19 protein-coding genes are annotated in these 20,909 nt (G+C 64.1%); 15 read left to right on the top strand and 4 right to left on the bottom strand.

What is annotated here, in order from left to right:
• Positions 1-411 precede the first annotated feature (411 nt).
• Positions 412-702: a helix-turn-helix domain-containing protein gene (locus BLS55_RS00090; protein WP_092152301.1), complete on the top strand. Its 291-nt coding sequence runs from the start codon at positions 412-414 to the stop codon at positions 700-702.
• Positions 703-941: 239 nt separating this feature from the next.
• Here the strand turns inward: BLS55_RS00090 and BLS55_RS00085 are convergent, their stop codons facing one another.
• The gene (locus tag BLS55_RS00085) at positions 942-1,733 is read right to left on the bottom strand and encodes an AMIN domain-containing protein (RefSeq protein WP_092152300.1); all 792 of its coding nucleotides are present in this window, start codon (positions 1,731-1,733) and stop codon (positions 942-944) included.
• A 41-nt stretch (positions 1,734-1,774) separates the two neighbouring features.
• A complete protein-coding gene (locus BLS55_RS00080; RefSeq protein ID WP_257243064.1) occupies positions 1,775-2,749 on the bottom strand; it encodes a tetratricopeptide repeat protein in 975 nt (324 codons plus the stop codon).
• On the opposite strand from BLS55_RS00080, the gene BLS55_RS00075 reads away from it, so the two are divergent.
• Both BLS55_RS00075 and hypB read left to right on the top strand, forming a co-directional pair.
• On the top strand, positions 2,742-3,173 hold the full coding sequence (locus tag BLS55_RS00075) for a hydrogenase maturation nickel metallochaperone HypA/HybF (RefSeq protein WP_257243063.1): 432 nt from the start codon (positions 2,742-2,744) through the stop codon (positions 3,171-3,173). The genes BLS55_RS00080 and BLS55_RS00075 overlap by 8 nt on opposite strands.
• Before the next feature lie 69 nt (positions 3,174-3,242).
• Positions 3,243-3,902 (top strand): hydrogenase nickel incorporation protein HypB, encoded by a 660-nt coding sequence (hypB, locus tag BLS55_RS00070; RefSeq protein WP_092152298.1) that lies wholly within the window; start codon positions 3,243-3,245, stop codon positions 3,900-3,902.
• A gap of 409 nt (positions 3,903-4,311) precedes the next feature.
• On the opposite strand, the gene BLS55_RS00065 is transcribed toward hypB, so the two are convergent.
• Positions 4,312-5,301 carry a peptidoglycan glycosyltransferase gene (locus BLS55_RS00065; RefSeq protein WP_092152297.1) on the bottom strand — a complete coding sequence of 330 codons (990 nt, stop codon included), beginning with the start codon at positions 5,299-5,301 and terminating at the stop codon, positions 4,312-4,314.
• Between the two features lie 214 nt (positions 5,302-5,515).
• Here BLS55_RS00065 and BLS55_RS00060 point away from each other — a divergent pair, with 214 nt between their 5' ends.
• The 12 genes from BLS55_RS00060 to BLS55_RS00005 all read left to right on the top strand — a co-directional run bounded on the left by BLS55_RS00060 (position 5,516) and on the right by BLS55_RS00005 (position 20,446).
• Positions 5,516-6,232: an SPOR domain-containing protein gene (locus BLS55_RS00060; protein ID WP_092152518.1), complete on the top strand. Its 717-nt coding sequence runs from the start codon at positions 5,516-5,518 to the stop codon at positions 6,230-6,232.
• Positions 6,233-6,396: 164 nt separating this feature from the next.
• The gene (locus tag BLS55_RS00055) at positions 6,397-7,851 is read left to right on the top strand and encodes a catalase (RefSeq protein WP_092152296.1); all 1,455 of its coding nucleotides are present in this window, start codon (positions 6,397-6,399) and stop codon (positions 7,849-7,851) included.
• 216 nt (positions 7,852-8,067) lie between these two features.
• A complete protein-coding gene (locus tag BLS55_RS00050; RefSeq protein ID WP_092152295.1) occupies positions 8,068-9,045 on the top strand; it encodes a lipoate--protein ligase in 978 nt (325 codons plus the stop codon).
• A gap of 505 nt (positions 9,046-9,550) precedes the next feature.
• Complete coding sequence (locus BLS55_RS00045) at positions 9,551-10,606, top strand: TRAP transporter substrate-binding protein (protein WP_092152294.1); 1,056 nt, start codon at positions 9,551-9,553, stop codon at positions 10,604-10,606.
• A gap of 79 nt (positions 10,607-10,685) precedes the next feature.
• Positions 10,686-11,330 carry a TRAP transporter small permease subunit gene (locus tag BLS55_RS00040; protein WP_092152293.1) on the top strand — a complete coding sequence of 215 codons (645 nt, stop codon included), beginning with the start codon at positions 10,686-10,688 and terminating at the stop codon, positions 11,328-11,330.
• A gap of 71 nt (positions 11,331-11,401) precedes the next feature.
• Positions 11,402-12,742: a TRAP transporter large permease gene (locus tag BLS55_RS00035; RefSeq protein WP_092152292.1), complete on the top strand. Its 1,341-nt coding sequence runs from the start codon at positions 11,402-11,404 to the stop codon at positions 12,740-12,742.
• 21 nt (positions 12,743-12,763) lie between these two features.
• Complete coding sequence (locus BLS55_RS00030; protein ID WP_257243062.1) at positions 12,764-14,116, top strand: ethanolamine ammonia-lyase subunit EutB; 1,353 nt, start codon at positions 12,764-12,766, stop codon at positions 14,114-14,116.
• 1 nt (position 14,117) lies between these two features.
• A complete protein-coding gene (gene eutC, locus BLS55_RS00025) occupies positions 14,118-14,957 on the top strand; it encodes an ethanolamine ammonia-lyase subunit EutC (protein ID WP_092152290.1) in 840 nt (279 codons plus the stop codon).
• 295 nt (positions 14,958-15,252) lie between these two features.
• Positions 15,253-16,254 (top strand): secretion protein HlyD, encoded by a 1,002-nt coding sequence (hlyD, locus tag BLS55_RS00020; RefSeq protein WP_092152289.1) that lies wholly within the window; start codon positions 15,253-15,255, stop codon positions 16,252-16,254.
• Positions 16,251-18,128, top strand: a complete 1,878-nt coding sequence (locus BLS55_RS00015) for an ATP-binding cassette domain-containing protein (protein ID WP_092152288.1) — start codon at positions 16,251-16,253, stop codon at positions 18,126-18,128. Before hlyD ends, BLS55_RS00015 begins: the two co-directional genes overlap by 4 nt.
• A 49-nt stretch (positions 18,129-18,177) precedes the next feature.
• Positions 18,178-19,302 (top strand): ABC transporter permease, encoded by a 1,125-nt coding sequence (locus tag BLS55_RS00010; protein WP_257243082.1) that lies wholly within the window; start codon positions 18,178-18,180, stop codon positions 19,300-19,302.
• Between the two features lie 40 nt (positions 19,303-19,342).
• Positions 19,343-20,446, top strand: coding sequence for an ABC transporter permease (locus BLS55_RS00005; RefSeq protein ID WP_257243060.1), 1,104 nt, complete (start codon positions 19,343-19,345; stop codon positions 20,444-20,446).
• 291 nt (positions 20,447-20,737) lie between these two features.
• Here the strand turns inward: BLS55_RS00005 and BLS55_RS11730 are convergent.
• Positions 20,738-20,909, bottom strand: a 172-nt coding sequence (locus BLS55_RS11730; RefSeq protein WP_180365349.1) for a transposase, incomplete at its 5' end; no start/stop codon positions are given.

Below are 20,909 nucleotides of genomic sequence, written 5' to 3'. Positions count from 1 at the left end.
ACTCTGCAAAAATTTATAGTATGCAATATATTTCATCTGGGTATATCATATGAAATATATTACTGTTATGGAAAGAAATTCTATGGAATCATAAGCATGTATATTTTGTTCTTGGCTGTTGTAATATAAAAAAATTGTGAAAAATTGCGTATAATTTATAATTATGTACTCATACTGTATTTATATAGTTAAATATAATTTGAAGTAAAAATGATGCGTTGCGTGGAGAGTTGGAGAATGCCGTGCATAAACACTCTGTAATTGTTGAAAATATTTCCATATAACAATTGCTCCTGCCCGGTCAGAACAATACTTTCTTTTGAGGGGGGGTGTATCAGTAAAGCCATGTCGCAGGGGCATTTGGGTACTATAGCTCATATTTTCCAGTGAAATTTTGTGTATTGTAATGCTATGCGAGTGTACCCTTATTTGGCTGAAGCCCTTGCGGAAGTTATCGAGTCCCTGCGTATAGAGCGGGGCATGACCAAGTCCTCGCTGGCAGAAGTGGCCAACCTTGAACGCCGGTATCTGCGTGAGATTGAGCAACAGCTGAAGCGGCCTACGGTCAATGCCGTATACTCCATTTGCGATGCGCTGGGCATTCCCCCAGAGGATTTTTTCCGGCTTGTGACGCGGGCCATAGAAAAGAAAAAAAATGCCGCGCCGCCCGGCGTGCGGGTTGCCGCTGGTCAGGGCCACTAAAGCCGATATGCTCAAAGGCAGGCCGCGAGCTGCGGCATTGCAACCCTGCAATGCCGTGGCGGCTGTGCGAGCAGACGCCCGCCGTGGCGGCGTAAACGCAAGTTATTGGCGCTGGTAAGCGCCGGAACGAGCGTGTCGTAAACTTTGAGAGCCTGTTCGCAAAGGGAATCTGCTTTAAGGGCGAGGCCTGACGCATGCCGGCCGCGCCCTTTGCCGCGGGAGCCCTAAGCCGTCGTGGTTCAGTCCACGCGGATGTCCAGCATGCGGCGGTCCTTGGAAAGGGTGTAGCGCGTCTTTTTGGGCTTGCCGGAGAGGTCGATAACCACGCGGGTCTTGTCGCCCGACTTTCCAATGCGCACGTTGGTTACCAGCGGATTTTTGGGCACGCCCGGCGCTTTAACCTGCCATTGGCCCTCCAGGTCCACCACTACCCGGTCCGGTCCGGCGAGCTGCATGGATTTATAGCTCAGGGGCCCATTACCCACCAGCCGCACGGTGGCCCCCGTCTCACGGGCAAAAATCACAAAGCGGCTGATGACCTGCTGCCTGGGCGCGGCTTTGACTGCGGGCGTCGGGGCGGCCTGAACGACGGCCGGGGCCGCTGGTTTGGGGGCGGCTGCCGCCGGAGAGGGCTTGGGCGCTGCCGGGGCCTGTGCTTCCGGGGCCTGTGCTTCCGGGGCGTGGGGGCGAGGGGCCTGGTCCGCGGCGGCCGTCGGCCGATCCGAAGGGGCCGGCGGGGGCAGCGGCGCGGTCGAAGGCGCGGGCAGGGGCTCCGGCAGCGGCGCGGCGGCGTCAGCCTTAAGCGCGGGTTGCGGCGTGGGGGCGAGCGCCTCCTGGGGGGCGGCTTCGCGGGCCGGATCCTGCGGCGTTGCCGGGGACAGCGGCGGGAGGGGGGCCTGGTCCGCGGCGGGCGCAGTCACGCCTGCGGGCTGCGGCACGGCGTCGGGCCGACGCAGGCGGTCGTTAAGCATAATAAGGGCCATGCCAAGAATGCAGACGGCCAGTAACAGACTGAGAATGGCTTTGTTCATGCCTGAGGGCTCCTGCTGGAACGTGCGGCTGCCGCGCGGATTCAGCGCAGGGTCGGGGGGCGTTTGGCCCCTCGGTGCAGCAGCTTTTCCTTGCGGATATGGGCAAGCATCCTGAGGTAGACGGGCTCTTGCGAGTCCATGTGCATGGCGGTGCGGACATGGCTGGCCGCTTCGTCGTATTGGCCCAGAAGACACAGGATGCGGGCCAGATTGAAATGGGCGTGGTCGTCGTCCGGGGCCAGCTCCACAGCCTTGCGGCTGAACAGCAGCGCAAGGTCGGGCAGGGCGTTTTGCCGCAGACGCACGCCGAAATCCCGGAACATATGTTTATGAACCGGGGTGATGTTTTCCGTGATGGCGGCCAGTTGCTCCAGCGCGGCCAGCGCCGCTTTACGGTCTTTGGGGCGCTTGAGGCGGAGCAGGGTTTGCCGGAAGGTTTCGCGCAGGTTGTCTTCCGCCAGCCGGGCCTGATGGGCCTCCTGCAGGTCGTAGGCCTGCACGGAGCGGGGCCGGGGGGGCGTTTCCACCGCCGTTGCGCCAGGACGGGCGGTTTGCGGCAGGCCCGCGCGGGCGGCGGGGCGCTCGGCCGCCGGGGCGGACGCGCTGACGCGCAGCCGGGCGGCAGTCCGGGCGGCAGTCCGGGGGGCGGCCGTGCCGTGGGGGGCTTCTTTGGGGGGCGCAGCCTTGGCGGCCGCCGTGGGGGCGGGGCGGGGGGTGCCGTCCCCTGAGGGCACGGGTTGCGGCGCGGGCGTGGGCTGCAGTGCGGCTGGATCTGGCGCGGCCATGGGCATGGCCAGGATTTCCGGTTCCTGGAGGAAATTTTTGCTGAAGGCGCGGACGCTGATGCGCTCGGGAGCGGTCCGCGGCTGCAGCGCGGAGTCCAGTTCCTGCACGGCGAAAGCGCCGTCCGGCAGTTCCCAGACAAAGAAAAGGGTTTTGCGGCGGTTGTCCGTCCAGCCCGTGGACAGGGAGTACACGCCGAAAAATTTGGGCTGACGCATGGCGTAAATGTACATGATTTGCGGGGAATGGCAAGATTGTCCTGATGCCCTTTACCTGCCGCGGTCTTTGGACTACCATGCCCCCATGCACGAGATGTCCATTGCTCAAAGCCTGTTGCAGATGGCGGTTGAGGAAATTTCCCGCCGCGGCTGCAGCCGTTTGCAGGTGGTCAGCATTGCCTGCGGCGCCCTTGCGGGCGTGGTGCCGGAGTCGCTGCAATTCTGCTTTGAGATGCTGGTCAAAGATACGCCCCATGACGGCGCGCGGCTGGAAATCGCCGAGCTGCCTCTGCGCCTGCGCTGCAGCCAGTGCGGCAGGGTTTTCGGCGGGGAAGGGCAGGACGCCCTGTGGGAGCCTTGCCCGGGCTGCGGCGAGCAGTTCGGCCATGTGGTGGAGCAGGGCAAGGAGTTGTATCTGGAACGCATTGAAGCGCTCTGACGGGCGTTTTTCTGCCGCTTTTGTCCCTGCGTTGATGGTTTTATCGGCATTCCCGACAAGGAGAACGGCATGCAGATTCCTGTGGTGCGCAATGTGCTTGAAGCCAATGAAAAAATGGCCGCGCATGTGCGGCGGACGCTTTCGGACAAGGGGATTCTGACCCTTAACCTGATCAGTTCGCCGGGCGCGGGCAAGACCACCCTGCTGGAGCGGACTCTGCGCGACCTGGCGGGGGAATTTCGCATGGCCGTGGTGGAAGGGGACCTGCAGACGGACAACGACGCCCGCCGCGTGGCCGCCACGGGCGCGCAGGCTGTGCAGATCAACACCGACGGGGGCTGCCACCTGGACAGCAACATGGTGCTCACCGCGCTGGAGAGCCTGGACCTTGACGGGGTGGACATTCTGTTCATTGAAAACGTGGGCAACCTGGTCTGCCCTGTGGAGTTCGACTGCGGGGAGGACGCCAAAGTGGCCCTGCTGAGCGTGACCGAGGGCGACGACAAACCGGAAAAGTACCCCTTGCTGTTTAATCTAGCCAAGGCCATGGTGCTCAATAAGGTGGACCTGCTGCCCTATGTGGATTTTGATCTGGCCCGCGCCCGGCGTTTTGCCGCCAAGCTCAATGAGGGCATTGAAATTTTTGAGGTTTCCTGCCGGGATGGGCAGGGTCTGGAAGGCTGGTACGACTGGCTCCGGCGCATGCGCGCGGCCAAAAAAGCGGCCTGACGCGCTCGCCCCGGTGTATATGCGCCTTGCTGTGGCCCCAGAGCTTTTGTCGCAAGAAGGCTTTGCCCCAAAAAAAGTTTGGCAGCAGTGGGGGCGTTTGCCCTTAGTTTTTGTGTAGCCCCGTTCTTCAAAAGCCCCCGACAAACCGCAAGGTCTGCCGGGGGCTTTTTATGGCTTCTGGGCGGCGAAAGGCGCGGCCTGCCGGCCTGAGAAAAGAGCCAGCTGAAGAAGTGCCCGCCCCGACGCGGTCTGCGCGCAGCCGCAGGAGCAGATTAGCGTTAAGAATGAGCATGCTCAACGTGGAGGCACGCTCGCTTCGGAGTTTAACGGCGCAAATAAATTGTACTTAGGCCTCCACGGCGGGCGTCTGCTCACGCCGCCGGCCAGGGCATTTCAAAGCTGAAACGCCTTATCGTCCGCCCTCGCTGCCCTGGTAGGCGGCTACGTCCACAATAAGGGTTCTGGAGATGCAGCGCAGGGTCAGGGTAAAAAGCTGCACGTCGCCGTGGGGCGCGTCCGCGTCGTCCAGCACGGGCAAAAGTTTCTGGGGGGCCAGCATAATCGTGGCCTCGCCCGCGCCCGCGGCCAGAAAGTCGTCCACCGTGCGGCGCAGCAGGGCGGTGGGGCGCTCGGCGCTGCGGCCTGTCATCTCCGTAAAATTCATGTCCAGGCCCGGCAGTTCCGCCTGCCAGGGCGCGTAGCCCTGCGCGTAGAGCGTCTTGAGCAGCTTGTCCAGCGTGGGCGCGTCCAGGGGGCGGCGCAGCTCCATATGGTCCAGCCTGTCCGTGCCCACGCCGCCGGAATCTTCCGTGCCCGGCGAAAGGCGCGCCGCCCAGACCATGCCGGCAAAGCCCAGGCTGGTAAGCACGGCGTCGTTGTCGTCGCGCGGCGGGTGCGGATCCAGCAGGGCGCACACTTCCCGCATGGTCATGCCGGGGCGGAACTGATCCAGGTGGCACACGGGGCCGTGCTCCGGCCCGGGTAGAAGCGGAGTGACGCTTCCTGCAATGCGGCGTTGCCCTTCAGGCCGCAGGGCCACCGTCAGGGCCGGCGGTTCGCCGCTGTCGAAGGTCAGGGCGCGGGCCTTGCCCAGGGGCACGGCCGCAAAGCGCCAGAGCGCCAGGCCCGTGTCCACGCGCAGATCCGCTGAACCGCCGGGGTTTTCCACCATGTCATTGCCGTGCGGGGGCATATCCAGGCGCACATACTGCGTCCGCCCCTGGCGGGTAAAGCACAGGTTCAGCACATCCGCGCCGGTGTTGTTGACAATGCGCAGCAACTGCGGCGGCCGCTCGCCCGTCGGGTTCGCTCTGGCCGCGTTGCCCGTGCTGAGCGTGCAGAGCGGCAAAAGCAGGGCCAGAAGCGGCAACAACGGAAGGCGGAAACGGCGGCAGGGCATGAAGGCACTCCTTGAACGGCCACACGGGCCGTGAACTGGGTGCAGCATACCAGAGCGGCGGCCCCGTCCGCAAGCGCGCCGCCGCAGCGTCGGGCCTTTACGCCTGGGGCCGGGACTGCTATGGTTTATGACGCTGCGGGAGCGGCGCGGCCTCTGGCCTGCCGGAAAGCCCCGCGCCCCGGAACAGGTGTACACTGCTTTTTCAGGAGAAATCATGCCTCAGGTCGTCCCCGCATCCCGAAACGCCCCCGCCGAACCCAAACCCTGTCTCTGCCTGCGCCCCGCCGCCGTGGTGGCGGCGTGTTTTTTGCTGGCGGCGGCCGTGGTTCTGGCGTATCTGGGCGGCGTCATGAGCGGGCGGGCCACCTGGCGCAGCCTGGCTGTGCAGGCGCAGGCGGCGCGGCAGGCGGCTGCCGATGACGCCGGGGAGGGCAAGAACGGCGAAAATGCCCCCGCTGCGGAACCGGGCGCGGACCAAGGCATTCTGGCGGCGGAAGATCTGCGTTTTGCCCGCGTGCTGCGGGGGGAGAGCCTGCCCCCGGCCAAACCCGCGGCAGCGCCCCGTGCGCCTGTTGCCGCCGCAGCTCCGGGCGCGGCCCCCGCGCAACCCGCTGCGCCGCCTGCCGCGCCGCAGAGCCCGGCTCCCGCCGCCGCGCCAGCCGCGGTACAGCCTCTTGCGCCCGGCGGCGGCATGTCCGACTACGTTTTTCAGGTGGGGGCCTTTAAGGATGAGGATAGCGTGGACGGCCTGCGGCAACGTCTGGAGGGCCGTGGCCTGCGCACCCGCATGGAGCGCTCCGGCAAGCTCTATGTGGTGCTGGTGCTGCTGCGCGGCGATCCAGCCCGGGCCGAAGAGGTAGTCCGCACGGCAGAAAGCATGGGCCTCGGCAAGCCTATCCAGCGCAGCCGCAAACCCGTTGCCCAGCCATGATATAGAAACTATTATTTCACAATATTACAGTAGGATAGTCTAACTATTAGAAATAGTAATAATTACTATTTACAAAATTTGTGGGCCGTGTCATAGTGCGGTTCACAAGAGGGCGCACGAGCCGCCTTCCCTTGGATTTCACCTTTAACCCAAGGAGACGAGCCATGCCGCAACATCCCAAGCTCACCACCAACGCCGGCGCTCCCGTAGCGGACAACAACCGTGTGCTTACCGCAGGGGCGCGGGGCCCCATGCTTTTGCAGGACGTCTGGTTTCTGGAAAAGCTGGCCCATTTCGACCGCGAGGTCATTCCTGAGCGGCGCATGCACGCCAAGGGTTCCGGGGCCTACGGCACGTTTACCGTCACCCATGACGTCACCAGATACACGCGCGCTTCCATGTTTTCTCAGGTGGGCAAAAAGACGGAGCTCTTTGCCCGCTTCTCCACCGTAGCCGGAGAGCGCGGCGCGGCCGACGCCGAACGCGACATCCGCGGTTTTGCCCTCAAATTCTATACGGATGAAGGCAACTGGGATCTGGTGGGCAACAACACGCCCGTCTTTTTTTTGCGCGATCCGTTGAAATTCCCCGATCTCAATCATGTGGTTAAGCGCAACCCGCGCACCAACATGCACAGCAATACGGACAACTGGGATTTCTGGACCCTGCTGCCTGAGGCCCTGCACCAGGTGACCGTGGTCATGAGCGACCGGGGCATCCCCGCCTCCTACCGGCACATGCACGGCTTCGGCAGCCACACCTTCAGCTTTGTCAATAAAGATAATGAACGCTTTTGGGTCAAATTCCACTTCAAGACGCAGCAAGGCATCAAAAACCTTACCGACGCCGAAGCCCAGGATCTGGTGGGCCGCGACCGAGACAGCCACCAGCGCGACCTTTTTGAACATATCGAAAAAGGGGATTTCCCCCGCTGGACCATGTACGTGCAGGTCATGCCCGAAGAAGAAGCCGCCAGGCTGCCCTACCATCCCTTTGACCTGACCAAGGTCTGGTATCACAAGGACTGCCCCATGCTGGAAGTGGGCGTGCTGGAGCTGAACCGCAATCCGGAAAACTACTTCGCCGAGGTGGAGCAGGCCGCCTTTAATCCGGCCAACGTCGTGCCGGGCATCGGTTTTTCTCCGGACAAGATGCTGCAGGGCCGTTTGTTCTCGTATGGCGACGCCCAGCGCTACCGCCTGGGCGTGAACCACCACCTCATCCCGGTGAACAAGGCGCGTTGCCCCTTCCACAGCTACCACCGCGATGGCCAGATGCGGGTGGACGGCAACTACGGCGGCCTGACCAACTACGAACCCAACAGCCACGGCGTGTGGCAGGAAAATCCGCACCAGGCCGAACCGCCGCTCAAAATTGAAGGCGATGCGGACCATTGGCCCTTCCCCTGCGACGATGCGGACTACTTTGAGCAGCCGGGCAGGCTTTTCCGGGTCATGAGCCCGGAGCAGCAGGAGGCCCTGTTCGGCAATACGGCCCGGGCCATGGCGGGCGTGCCCAAGGAAATCCAGCTGCGCCATGTGCGGCACTGCGCCAAGGCGGATCCGGCCTACGGCGCGGGCGTGGCCAGGGCCCTGGGCATTCCTGAAACTGAAATCTGATCTGTAATCTGCTCCTCGCCCCCCTCCGTCCACCAGGGCGGAGGGGGCTGCGCGCCGCGGCGGTCCTGCGATGCGGCAGGCTCCTGGGATGATGTGCGGGGCCCCGCGCAGAATGCGGGCGTGGACCCGGCTGACAAAGCCGGGCCTTCTGGTGTATGCCTTCCGGAACCGGCGCGTCTGGCCGCGCAGGCCCATGTTCCACAGCCGAGGAGTCGCATGCGCATTCTGTACAATCCTTCCCTGGACCCCGCCTTCAATCTGGCCGCCGAAGACTGGCTGCTGCACCACACGACCACAGACGTCTTCATGCTCTGGCGCAACGACAAGGCCGTCATTGTGGGCCGCAACCAGAATACCCTGGCCGAAATCAACGAATCCTTTGTTCTGGAGCGGCACATTCCCGTGGTGCGGCGGCTTACGGGCGGGGGGGCCGTGTTCCACGATCTGGGCAACCTCAATTTTACCTTCATCAGCCTGAACAACGTGGTCAGCCAGCTGGACTTCCGGCGCTTCGCCGCCCCCATGGTGGCGGCCCTTAACGCCCTGGGCGTGCCGTGCGAATTCAACGGCCGCAACGATATGGTGGTCCGGGGCAGAAAGGTTTCCGGCAACGCCCAGCATGTGCACAAGGACAGGGTGCTGCACCACGGCACGCTTCTTTTTGCCTCCAACATTGAGGACATCTCCGGCGCGCTCAGACCGGGCCAGGCCAAATACAGCGACAAGGCCGTAAAAAGCGTGCGCAGCCGCGTGGGCAACATTGCGGATTTTTTGCCGCAGCCCATGAGCATTGAAGACTTTATCGCCTACCTGCTGCGCTATATGGCCGGCGAAGGCCCGGCGGCGGACGCCAGCCTGAGCGCGGAGGAACAGGCCGCCATTGAGGCCCTGGCGGAAGAAAAATACCGCTCCTGGGACTGGAATTTCGGCTTTTCGCCCGATTACGGCTTTGCCAGGGCCGCCCGCACCCCCGGCGGCGTGCTGGACGTGCGCCTGGACGTGCGGGGCGGCGTTATTGCGGGGGTGCGGTTGTTTGGCGACTATTTCGGCGTGCGGGATGTGGGCGAGCTGGAAGCCTTGCTTGCAGGCTGCAAACACGACCGCCAGGTGCTGGCCGCCCGCCTGCACGCGGTGGACTTGAACGCCTACCTCCAGGGCGTGGACCTGGAAACATTTCTGGACTGCCTGTTCTGACCTGGGGCGCACCAGGCCCAGGCCCGGAGCTGCTGATCGCGCTTGTGCGCGCAGGGCTGGGCTGCAGCAGAATAGATTCGTATTTTCTTGAAAAGAATAGCTGTTTTTTATGGCCCCGCCTTGGCGGGGCTTTTTTGTTGGGCGCACAAACAATTTTGTATCATTGATTTTTTACAATTTAAATTAATTATACCAGTAAATTATATAAAATTTACGGTCTGGAACCGGGGGGAGCGGCTTCGTGTGGGCCCACTTGGAAAAGATTGTGAGACAATTTTGTTTTGCTTTGGGAGGGGGCCGCACCGGTTTTGGTTGGAACTGTAAAAAAATAATTAATTATTTTAGTATAGTATATGAAAAAATTCCAGAGGAGTCCTTTTGGCACCGCTCTTGCTTAACATGAGGTCAGACGATGGCAAAGTGCTGTTGCAGCCGTTACGCGGCTGTTGGGGCCGCAGACCATGCGGCCTTTTTTGTATCTCAGCTTGCCCCAAGGAGGGTGGACATGCAACGAAGGGAATTTTTACGCAAGGCGGGCATCGGAGCCACGGCGGCTGTGGCCGCCACCACGGGCGTGCTGCAGGCCGCGGAAAGCCGGGCTGCCAAAGCGCCCATCAAGTGGCGCATGCAGACTTATGCCGGGGCCGCCCTGGCCGAGCACGTGATCAAACCCCAGATTGACGCCTTCAATAAGGCCGCCAACGGGGAAATGGTCATTGAGCTCTACACCTCCGACCAGCTGGTGCCCACCAGCGAGCTTTTCCGCGCCGTGCAGAACGGCACTATCGACGCCGCCCAGTGCGACGAGGACTCCATGGCCTCCCCGGCGGACGTGGCCATTTTCGGCGCGTATTTTCCCTTTGCCACCCGCTATTCTCTGGACGTGCCCGCGCTGTTCGAGCACTGGGGCCTGAACAAAATCTGGAAGGAGGCCTACGCCGAGATCAAGGGCGTGGAATGGCTGGGCGCGGGCTCCTGGGATCCCTGCAACTTCGCCACCACCAAGCCTATCCGCAGCCTGGCCGACCTTAAGGGCAAGCGGGTGTTTTCCTTCCCCACGGGCGGCAAATTTATGAGCCAGTTTGGCGTGGTGCCCGTGAGCCTGCCCTGGGAAGACATTCAGGTGGCCCTGCAGACGGGCGAGCTGGACGGCGTGTGCTGGTCCGGCATCACCGAGGATTATACCTCCGGCTGGGCCGAGCAGTGCAAGTATTACCTTACCAACAACATCTGCGGCGCGTGGATCGGCTCCTACTTCGCCAACAGCAAAAAATGGGCGGCGCTGCCGGAGCACCTTAAAACCCTGTTCCAGCTCACCTGCGACAGCTCGCACTACTACCGGCAGCACTGGTACTGGTGGGGCGAGGCGCACTACCGCGTTAACGGCGGCAAGATGGAGATGACCTCCATCCCCGACGCCGAATGGGCCACGGTGGAAGCGGCCGCCCACAAGTTCTGGGACGAAACGGCCAAGAAAAGCCCGCGTTGCGCCAAGGTGGTGGACATTCTTAAAAAGTACAATGCCGAAATGGTCAAGGCCGGGCGGCCTTACCGCTACTGATCCTGTGCGGCGGCGCTGCCCGCGCGGCGCGTGTCCTCCGCGCGGGGGCGTCGCCAAAACTGTTGTTACGGAGGTTGTCATGCCCAGCTGCATCAAACTTTTCGTCCGCTATGTGGACGCTGTAAACCGGTTGGTGGGGCGCATCACGCTCTATCTCGTCTTTGTCATGATGGGCATTTTGCTCTATTCGGCGGCCTCCAGGTACTTCTTCGACAATCCCGTCATCTGGGGCGTGGAGATGGCCCAGTTCTGCATGGTGGTGTACTATGTTCTGGGTGGCGGTTTTGCCCTCCTGATCAACTCCCATGTGCGCATGGACGTCTTCTACGGGCGCTGGCCCTGGCGCAAGCAGGCCAGGATGGACGTGTTCACGTCGTTTTTCCTTATCGTCTATCTGGGGTTGCTCTTCTACGGCTGCCTTTCCAGCACCTGGTACTCCATTGAGTTTGACCAGCACAACAATTCCGCCTGGGCTCCGGCCCTGGCCCCCATTAAGACCATTATGGCCGTGGGCATTTTTTTGACCCTGCTGCAGGCCTTTTCTGAATTTTTCAAGGCTGTGGCGCGTTCCAGGGGCCTGATGATTGAAGAAAACATTCCGGAACGCCTTATTGTGGAAAACGGCAGCCTTGAGCCCGACCCCGCCGAAGCAAAGGACGCGGGCTTTGCCGCGGGCATGGCTGCCGCAGACCTGGTCCCGGCGGCGCTCAAGAATGCGCGCTGATGTTGTTCACCCTTGGCCCGGCCGCCGCAGGGCGGCCGGGCATTTCCGCTGCCCGGTAAAGGATGCGAACCATGTTTGACCTGACGTTTACTCTTTCTCACGAGAGCATAGCCCTGTTGCTTTTTGCATCTATGGGCATGCTGATGCTCACCGGGCAGCGCGTTTTTGCGGCCATCGGCTTTGTGGGCGCCGTGGCGGCCGTGTTTTTGTGGGGCACGGGCGGATCGCAGATGGCGTTTAACGCCAGCATCACGCTCATGAAGTGGTTCCCCATGATCACCCTGCCCCTGTTCATTTACATGGGCTACATGCTTTCGGAAACCGGCATCGCCAACGACCTCTACCGCATGTTCCACGTCTGGATGGGCCCTTTGCCCGGCGGTCTGGCCATCGGCACGGTGGTGTTGATGGTGGCTATTTCGGCCATGAACGGTCTGAGCGTGGCGGGCATGGCCATCGGCGCCACCATTGCCATGCCGGAGATGCTCAAGCGCGGCTACGACAAGCGCATGGTTACGGGCGTCATTCAGGCGGGCAGCTCGCTGGGCATTATGATGCCGCCCAGCGTAGTGCTGGTGCTCTACGGCATGATTGCCCGCCAGCCCGTCAGCAACCTGTGGATGGCTGGCATCGGCCCTGCGCTTATGTTCGCAGTCATGCTCATCGGCTACATCGTCATCCGCTGCAAGCTCAACCCCAAGATGGGGCCGGCCTTGCCCAAGGAGGAGCTGGCCGCCATCAGCCCCAAGGAAAAACGGCGGCTGCTCTGGGCCGGGCTGCTGCCTCTGGCCATCATATTTTCTGTGACGGGCGCGTTTATGACCGGCATTACCAGCCTGGTGGAAAGCTCCGCCGTGGGCGCGCTGGTGGCTACCCTGGCCGCACTGGTCAAGCGGCGGCTCAATGCCAGGGTCATGCGGGTGGTGCTGGTGCAGACCCTGAGCGTGAGCTGCATGTTTATGTGGGTCATTATGGCCGCGCTTTGCTTCAGCTCGGTCTTCGACGGCCTGGGCGCGGTGCACGCCATCAAAAAGCTCTTTCTTGAGGGCTGGCACCTGAGCCCCTGGGGCGTGCTCATTGTTATGCAGCTTTCCTACCTGCTCATGGGCATGTTTCTGGACGACACGGCCATGCTGGTTATCGTGGCCCCCCTGTATATCCCGCTGGTCAAGTCTTTGGGCTTCGACCCCATCTGGTACGGCGTGCTCTATACCATCACCTGCCAGATCGCCTACATGACGCCGCCCTTCGGCTACAACCTCTTTCTCATGAAGGCCATGGCCCCCAAGGGCGTGAGCCTTGCGGACATTTACAGCTCCATTGTCCCCATGGTCATTATCATGGTGGTAGGGCTGATTCTGGTGATGCTCTTTCCGGACATTGCCATGTACCTGCCCAGAACCTTTCTGTAGGCGGCGGGAATGGACACTCGCATGCCCCTGCGTGATCTCCTGGCCAAGGCGTCGCCCCTGCGTTCGGGCGACGTCCTGGCCGGGGTGGCCGCCGCCAATGACGAAGAGCGCGTGCGCGCCCAGATGGCCCTGGCCGACGTGCCCCTCAAGCGCTTCCTGGAAGAGCCCGTCGTGCCCTACGAGGAAGACGAGGTCACCCGCCTGATCCTGGACGGCCACGACGCCGCGGCCTTTGCGCCGGTCAGTTCCTTCACCGTGGGGGATCTGCGCGACTGGCTGCTCACCGAAGCTGCCGACGCCGCAAGCCTTGCGGCCCTGGCCCCCGGCCTGACCCCGGAAATGGTCGCCGCGGCCAGCAAACTTATGCGTCTGCAGGATCTGATTCTGGTGGCCTCCAAATGCCGGGTGGTCACCCGCTTTCGGGACAGCATCGGCCTGCCGGGGCATTTTTCGGCCCGGCTGCAGCCCAACCACCCCACAGACGACGCCCGCGGCATTCTGGCCTCCACCATCGACGGCCTGTACTACGGCTCTGGCGATGCGGTCATCGGCATCAACCCGGCCTCGGACAGCCTGGAAAACATCGCCCGCCTCAACTATCTGCTGGACGGGCTCATCCAGCGCTACGCCATCCCTACCCAGAGCTGCGTGCTCACCCATGTGACCAATACGCTGGAGCTCATCAACCGGGGCGTGCCCGTGGACCTCTGCTTCCAGTCCATTGCGGGCACGGAAAAGGCCAACGCCAGCTTCGGCATCAATCTGACCCTGCTGGACGAAGCCTGGCAGGCTACCCTGGAGCTCAGGCGCGGCACGGTGGGCGACAACGTCATGTACTTTGAGACGGGGCAGGGCAGCGCCCTTTCGGCCAACGCGCACTACGGCGCGGACCAGCAGACCGTGGAGTGCCGCGCCTATGCCGTGGCCCGTCGCTACCGGCCCCTGCTGGTGAACACCGTAGTGGGCTTTATCGGGCCGGAATACCTCCACAACGGCAAGCAGATCATCCGCGCCGGGCTGGAAGACCACTGCTGCGGCAAGCTCCTGGGCCTGCCCATGGGCGTGGACATCTGCTACACCAACCACGCCGACGCCGACCAGGACGACATGGACGCCCTGCTGACCCTGCTGGGCGCCGCGGGCTGCAACTTCATCATGGGCATTCCCGGCGCGGACGACATCATGCTCAACTACCAGTCCACATCCTTTCATGACGCCGCTTATCTGCGCAGGCTCCTGAACAAGCGGCCTGCGCCGGAGTTTGAGGCCTGGCTGGAGGGCATGGGCATCCACGGTCCGCAAGGGGAGCTTTTACCCCCCGGCGACGCCCTGCTGGCGCTGGAAAAGCAGGTCCGCGCGGCGGAGGAGGTCTGAAATGACGCCACAGCCCGCCCCCAAGGCCCCGGTGGTTGCTGCCGACCCCTGGGCCGAACTGCGCGGTTATACGGACGCCCGCATTGCCCTGGGCCGCTGCGGGGTAAGCCTGCCCCACGACCAGTGGCTGCGCTTTCGCCTGGCCCACGCCCAGGCCAGGGACGCGGTGCTCACCCCCTTTGATGCGGCTGCCGTGCGGGCTGAACTGGAGGCCGTCGGGCTGCAGTGCCTGGAGCTGACCAGCGCCGCCCGGGACAAAGAGGAATTTCTGACCAGGCCGGACAAAGGCCGCCGCCTGAGCGAGGCCGCCCGCGAAGAACTGCGGCGGCTTGCGGCCACGCCCGGCGCGGCCGGGGCGGATGTGAGCCTGGTCATAAGCGACGGGCTTTCGGCCCGCGCCGTGCACGAAAACGCCGCCCCCTTTGCCGTGGCCTTTCTGGAGCGCGTCCGCGCTGCTGGCCTGAGCGCCGCGCCCGTGGCCCTGGTGCGCTACGGGCGGGTGGCCGTGGCCGACGAGGTGGCCTCCTTGCTGCAGGCTCGCCTGACGGTCATCCTTATTGGGGAGCGCCCCGGCTTAAGCTCCCCCAATTCGCTGGGCGTATACCTGACCTATGCCCCTTTTCCCGGCTGTACGGACGAGGCCCGCAACTGCATTTCCAACGTGCGGCCCGGCGGCCTGAGCCTGGAGGAAGGCGTGCGCAAGCTCTGCTACCTGGTGCAGGGGGCCTTTACGCGCGGCTTTACCGGCGTAAATCTCAAGGACGACATGCCGTCAAACTACCTTCCCTTTGCGCCGCAGTACGGCGCGCTTGCGCCGGGCGGCCCGCCGCAGAAAGCCTGAGCGCCCCCTTCCTGTTCCTGGCTTTCCGCGGCTGACGCGCGCTGGACAAGCCCTCTGCACCCGGCTATGCTCCCCGTATGGCCGGGTTTTTTCTGTCCGGCGCGCCGGGGCGCAGCGGCTGCCGTCCAGCCAGGCGGGCGTCCCTCCTCAGGGCTCCCTCCCTGGGGCCGCGGCTTCCGGCCGCATCCGCGCCGCAGCGGTGATACTGGCGGTGACGGGCGTGCCTTTGTGTGTTTCCGGCCGCATCCGCGCCGCAGCGGCGCAAACCGCCCCGGCGGCGGGGCGGGGGAGGCGTATGGCTGTTTCCCGTAAAATAGTCGGCCTTGCGGCCGTGGGGGCCGTCCTTCTGGCGGCGGCCTTTTTGCTGTGGCGCTGGTGGGACCAGCGCCAGCAGGGTCCGCTGACCCTCTACGGCAATGTGGATATCCGCCAGGTGGATCTGGCCTTCCGCGTGGGCGGGCGCATGGCGGCCGTGCTGGCGGACGAAGGCGACGCCGTGCAGCCGGGGCAGATCCTGGCGCGGCTGGACGCGGATCTGCTCACCCAGCAGCGGGACCAGGCCGCCGCCGTGCTGGCCCAGCAGCGGGCTGCCCTGGCGCGGCTGGAGCGCGGCTACCGGGTGGAGGAAATTGCCCAGGCCAGGGCGGAGGTCAGCGCGGCCACAGCCGTGGCCGACAATGCCGCCATCAACCTGAAGCGCGTGGCGGCCATGCGCGCGGCCAACGCCATTTCCCAGAAGGAGTTGGACAACGCCCGCGCCGAAGACAAACAGGCCCGCGCCCGGCTGCGTTCGGCCCAGGATCAGCTGGATATGCTTCTTTCCGGCTACCGCGAAGAGGACGTGCTGGCCCAGAAGGCGGCGGTGGCCGCGGCGGCCGCCGCCTTGGAGCACGCGGAAATCCAGCTGCGCGACGCGGCGCTGGCGGCCCCGCAAAAGGGCATTATCCTCACCCGCGCCCGGGAGGCCGGGGCCATCGTGCAGGCCGGGCAGACCGTGTATACCCTTACGCTCACAGATCCCGTATGGCTGCGCGCTTATGTGGACGAACCCAACCTGGGGCGCGTTAAGCCGGGCATGCGCGTGAAGATTTTTGTGGACGCCGCGCCGGGCAAGGCTTTTGCCGGCCGGGTGGGCTTTATTGCCCCCACGGCGGAGTTCACGCCCAAAACTGTGGAGACGCGGGAGGTGCGCACGGCTCTGGTCTATCGGCTGCGGGTGCAGGCCGAAGACCCGGAAAACGTCATGCGCCAGGGCATGCCCGTGACCCTGGTGCTGGAGGAAAGCCCAGCGCCATGACGGCCGTGAACCTGCAAAGGCCGCCGACGGACGCCACTCCCGCCGGGGAGGCGGAGCCCCGCCCCGCGTCCGCGGAAGCGGCGGCCGTCCCCGCCGGGCCGGCCGTGCGCCTTGAAGGGCTGACCATGCGCTTCGGCCGGGGCCGCCGCGCCGTCACCGCGCTGGACCAGATCAGCGCCGTCGTGCCCGCCGGGCGCATTATGGGCCTGGTGGGGCCGGATGCGGCGGGCAAGACCACCCTTATGCGCATCCTGGCCGGGCTCATGCAGCCTACGGCAGGAACCGTGCGGATTTTTGGTCAGGAGCCGCAGGCCCTGCTGCGGGCCCGCCCCAACAGCATCGGCTACATGCCCCAGCGCTTTGGGCTGTACGAGGATATTTCCGTGCTGGCCAACCTGCGCCTGCACGCCAGCCTGCGCGGCCTTACCGGCGCGGCGCGGGAGGCGCTCTTTGGCAAATTGCTGGACTTTACGTCACTGGCTCCTTTTACGGAGCGGCTGGCCGGGCGGCTTTCCGGCGGCATGAAGCAGAAGCTGGGCATCGCCTGCGCCCTGCTGGGCGCGCCGCGTCTGCTTCTGCTGGACGAACCCGGCGTGGGCGTGGACCCGCAGTCCCGCCGGGAGCTCTGGCGCATGGTGCAGGATCTGAGCCGCGACGGCATGACCGTGGTCTGGTCCACAGCCTATCTGGACGAAGCCGCGCGCTGTCCTGCAGTCATCATGCTGGACCGGGGCGCCGTGCTCTATGCCGGGCCGCCGGAGGAGCTTACCGCCCAGGCCGCCGGGCGGGTTTTTCTGCTTCAGACGCCGCCGGGCCTGCACCGCACGTCCCTGGCGGACTGGAGCATGCGCCCCGGCGTGGAGGACGCCCTCATCCAGGGCAGCCGCCTGCGTCTGGTGCTGGCCGCCGACGCGCCGCCGGATCTGCGGGCGGCCGTGCTGGCCCAGGGCGGCGAGCCCGCGCCCCCGCGCCTGGAGGACGCCTATATGAGCGCCCTGGGCGGCATCAGCCAGCAGCCTTCGCCCTACGCGCGGCCGTGGGAAGATGTCGCGCAGGCGGGGGCGCGCCCTGCGGGCGGGGCCGCTGCGCTTTCCGGGGCCGCCGCCGTATCCGTGGGGGAGGCTGCGCCGCGCATTGCCGCCCGCCATCTGACCAAGCGCTTCGGCAGCTTTGTAGCCGCGCGGGACATTACCTTTGACGTGCGCGCGGGCGAGATTTTCGGTCTGCTGGGGCCCAACGGCGCGGGCAAATCCACCACCTTCCGCATGCTCTGCGGGCTTTCGCGCCCCACTTCCGGGGACTGCGCCGTGGACGGGGTGGACCTGCTTGCCGCCGGCAGCGCGGCCCGTTCACGCCTGGGTTACATGGCCCAGAAGTTTTCCCTTTACCCGGACATCCCCGTGGCGGAAAACATCAAAATTTTTGCGGAGCTGTACGGCCTTGACCGGGAACGGCGCAACGCCCTGCTGCCCGCGCTGGCCCGCGCCCTGGAGCTGGAGGACTACCTGCACAGCCGCACGGGCGCGCTGCCCTTGGGGCAGAAGCAACGCCTGGCCTTGCTCTGCGCCACCCTGCACCAGCCGCCGGTGCTCTTTCTGGACGAACCCACCTCCGGCGTGGACGCGCGCACCCGCCGCGATTTCTGGAAGCACATCACGGCCATGACCGCTGCCGGAGCCGCCGTGCTGGTGACCACCCACTTTATGGAGGAGGCCGAATACTGCGATCGCATCGCCCTTATCTACCGGGGGGCCATGATCACCATGGGCACGCCGGACGCGCTCAAAGCCTCCTGCCCCGGCCTCGTGGATCCCACCCTGGAGGAAGCCTTTATCGCCCATATTGAGCGCTATGATAAGGAGCATCCCCAATGAGCGCCACGGGCGCGCGGCGCGCCGGGCTGCGGCAGGCGGGGCGGAAGCCGTGAAAAACGCCCTCTGGCTGCAGCAGCTTCTGGCCCTGGTGGGCAAGGAATTCCAGCAGATTGTGCGGGATCCCTCCTCCTATCTGGTGGCCGGGGTGCTGCCCTTTATCTTTCTGCTGCTCTTCGGCTACGGCATCACCCTGGACGCGGGCGTGCTGCGTCTGGCCGTGCTGGATCAGAGCGGCGGCCGCTACGCCCTCAGTCTGGCGGCGGATTTTGCGCACTCCCCCTGGTTTGCCACCCGCCCGGTGGGGGATATGGACACGGCCGCGGAATACATGCGCGATTCCGTGGTGCAGGGGGTGCTGGTTATCCGCCAGGATTTCGACGCCGCCCTGGAGCGCGGCGGCACGGGCGCGCTGCAGGTGCTGGTGGACGGCACGGAGCCCAATACCGCCCAGTACATCCAGAGCTACAGCCAGGGCCTGATCACGGCCTGGCAGACCGCCGCCCTGCACAACGGCGGCACGGTGGCGCCCATCAGCCTGGAGCCGCGCTTCTGGTACAATCCCGCTGCCAAGAGCGTGCAGTTTCTGGTGCCCGGGGCCATCACGGTCATCATGACCCTCATTGGTACTCTGCTGACTTCTCTGGTTTTTGCCCGAGAGTGGGAGCGCGGCACTATGGAGGCCATGTTCGCCACCCCTGTGAGCCGCATGCAGCTTTTGCTGGGCAAGCTCATCCCCTATTTTTGCATGGGCATGTTCAGCATGGCCCTCTGCGCCGTGGCGGCGGTGACCTTGTTCGCCGTGCCTTTTCGTGGTTCTGTGGCTGCGCTGCTGCTGCTTTCCTCTGTCTTCATGTGCAGCGCCCTGGGGCAGGGATTGTTTATCTCCGTCACCTTGCGCGGCCAGCTGGTGGCCGCCGAGGCCGGGTTGTTTTCCGGCTTTTTGCCGGCCCTGCTGCTCTCCGGTTTTGTTTTTGACATCAACAGCATGCCCCTGGCCCTGCGCGTTCTGACCAGGCTGCTGCCCGTAAGCTATTTCAACACCTGCCTGCGCACGCTTTTTCTTACCGGCGACGTATGGGACGTTTTTCTGCCCAGCCTGGCCTTCATGGGGCTGCTGGCCGCCGTGCTGCTTGGGCTGGTCTACAAAAATCTGGTCAAACGCCTGGACGTGTGAGATGGCGGCCTTTTCCTTTCCCCGATGCAACTGGCGGCGCATGCTCACCATTGTGCGCAAGGAGCTCCTGGTGCTTTTTTGCAACCGGGTCTCGCGCACGCTTATCATTGTGCCGCCCCTTTTGCAGATTGTGGCCTTCGGCTGGGCCGCCACCCTGGAAGTGCGCAATGTGGACGTGGCCGTGCTTAACCACGACAGCGGCCGCTGGAGCCGTGAGATTGTCCGGCGCATCCAGGGCGCGCCCACCTTCCGCAGCGTGGTTTTTTTGGAAAACGAGGCGCGCATCCGTCCGGTCATGGAGCGGCAGGAGGCCCTTTTTGTCCTGGTTTTTGATCAGGAGTTTTCCCGCCGCATAGAGAAGGGCGAACCGGCCGTGGTGCAGGCCATTCTGGACGGCCGCCGTTCCAACGCGGCGCAGATTGCGGCCTATTATCTGGAAAACCTGCTGCGGCCCGTGGCCCTGGATACGCCCCTGGGCCTGCAGGCGCGTGCGGCCGCCGTGCCGGATCTGGACGTGCGCGTGCGCTGCTGGTTCAACCCCAATCTGGAATTTCAGTGGTTTTTTCTGCCTAACCTCATCGGCATGCTGAGCTTTATGTTGGGCCTGGTGGTCACGGGCCTTTCCGTGGCCCGGGAGCGGGAGGTGGGCACCTTTGACCAGCTCCTGGTTTCGCCCGCCACCGCCACGGAAATCGCCCTGGCCAAGCTGGTGCCCGGCTGCCTGGTGGGCCTGGCCCACGGCACCATCTTCCTGGGCATTTCCGTTTTGGGTTTCGGCGTGCCCTTCACGGGCTCCCTGGTCCTGCTCTACATCGGCATGCTGGCCTTTGCCGTGGCCTCCGGCGGCATGGGGCTCATGGTTTCCTCCCTTTCAGCCACGCAGCAGCAGGCCTTCCTGGGGGCTTTTACCGTGGGCGTGCCCTGCATTCTCATTTCCGGCGCGGTCACGCCCATTAACAACATGCCCGTGTTCCTGCAGTACGCAAGCCAGCTCAACCCCATGCGCCACTTTACCGCCATCGTTCAGGGGGTGTTCCTCAAGGATATTACGGCCCTTGCCGCCCTGGCGCACCTTGGCAAGATTATCCTGATCAGCGTTGTGGCCGTGGCTGTAGCTGTGCGCATGTTCAAACGGCGGACATAGCGGCCCCGGGCCGTTCCGATCCGCAACCTTTAATCGGCCGGGGAGGCGCGCGGCGTCGCCGCCGGGCCTGGGAGAACCCTTCATGCTGCGAAAATTCGTGTCCGTCCTGGCGCTGAGCGTGTGGCTGCCCCTGGCCGTCGCGCAGGCCGCGGTAGTGTCCAGAATTTTTCGCACATTTCGTAGCGGCCCGCGTGGTCAGGATTTTTGGGTCTGCCTTAAGGCGCTGGCGCGGGCCTTGCGAGCGGTACATTCAAAGATGCCGCGGCTGCAAGGGCCGTGACAGCGCCGACGCTATTCTGCTTCCTCCCTGGACATGCACAGATACCGCTGTGTGCCCCATTTCTGGCCCGCCATATAGCGCAGCCGGGCCGCTACCAGCATTAAGGCCGCGTGCCCATCGGGAAAGCTCCCCACCACCCGCGTTCGCCGCCGAATTTCACGATTCAGCCTTTCGAGCGGGTTA

Origin of the sequence: Desulfovibrio legallii, assembly GCF_900102485.1 — a bacterium.
In the GTDB taxonomy this organism is placed as follows: domain Bacteria; phylum Desulfobacterota; class Desulfovibrionia; order Desulfovibrionales; family Desulfovibrionaceae; genus Desulfovibrio; species Desulfovibrio legallii_A.
This window is presented reverse-complemented; position numbering and strand designations above follow the sequence as displayed.

Excerpts from the sequence above, each read along its gene's own strand:
- BLS55_RS00090 (WP_092152301.1), top strand. The coding sequence starts at position 412 with ATGCGAGTGTACCCTTATTTGGCTGAAGCCCTTGCGGAAGTTATCGAG.
- BLS55_RS00085 (WP_092152300.1), bottom strand. The coding sequence starts at position 1,733 with ATGAACAAAGCCATTCTCAGTCTGTTACTGGCCGTCTGCATTCTTGGC.
- BLS55_RS00075 (WP_257243063.1), top strand. The coding sequence starts at position 2,742 with ATGTACATGATTTGCGGGGAATGGCAAGATTGTCCTGATGCCCTTTAC.
- BLS55_RS00080 (WP_257243064.1), bottom strand. The coding sequence starts at position 2,749 with ATGTACATTTACGCCATGCGTCAGCCCAAATTTTTCGGCGTGTACTCC.
- hypB (WP_092152298.1), top strand. The coding sequence starts at position 3,243 with ATGCAGATTCCTGTGGTGCGCAATGTGCTTGAAGCCAATGAAAAAATG.
- BLS55_RS00065 (WP_092152297.1), bottom strand. The coding sequence starts at position 5,301 with ATGCCCTGCCGCCGTTTCCGCCTTCCGTTGTTGCCGCTTCTGGCCCTG.
- BLS55_RS00060 (WP_092152518.1), top strand. The coding sequence starts at position 5,516 with ATGCCTCAGGTCGTCCCCGCATCCCGAAACGCCCCCGCCGAACCCAAA.
- BLS55_RS00055 (WP_092152296.1), top strand. The coding sequence starts at position 6,397 with ATGCCGCAACATCCCAAGCTCACCACCAACGCCGGCGCTCCCGTAGCG.
- BLS55_RS00050 (WP_092152295.1), top strand. The coding sequence starts at position 8,068 with ATGCGCATTCTGTACAATCCTTCCCTGGACCCCGCCTTCAATCTGGCC.
- BLS55_RS00045 (WP_092152294.1), top strand. The coding sequence starts at position 9,551 with ATGCAACGAAGGGAATTTTTACGCAAGGCGGGCATCGGAGCCACGGCG.
- BLS55_RS00040 (WP_092152293.1), top strand. The coding sequence starts at position 10,686 with ATGCCCAGCTGCATCAAACTTTTCGTCCGCTATGTGGACGCTGTAAAC.
- BLS55_RS00035 (WP_092152292.1), top strand. The coding sequence starts at position 11,402 with ATGTTTGACCTGACGTTTACTCTTTCTCACGAGAGCATAGCCCTGTTG.
- BLS55_RS00030 (WP_257243062.1), top strand. The coding sequence starts at position 12,764 with ATGCCCCTGCGTGATCTCCTGGCCAAGGCGTCGCCCCTGCGTTCGGGC.
- eutC (WP_092152290.1), top strand. The coding sequence starts at position 14,118 with ATGACGCCACAGCCCGCCCCCAAGGCCCCGGTGGTTGCTGCCGACCCC.
- hlyD (WP_092152289.1), top strand. The coding sequence starts at position 15,253 with ATGGCTGTTTCCCGTAAAATAGTCGGCCTTGCGGCCGTGGGGGCCGTC.
- BLS55_RS00015 (WP_092152288.1), top strand. The coding sequence starts at position 16,251 with ATGACGGCCGTGAACCTGCAAAGGCCGCCGACGGACGCCACTCCCGCC.
- BLS55_RS00005 (WP_257243060.1), top strand. The coding sequence starts at position 19,343 with ATGCTCACCATTGTGCGCAAGGAGCTCCTGGTGCTTTTTTGCAACCGG.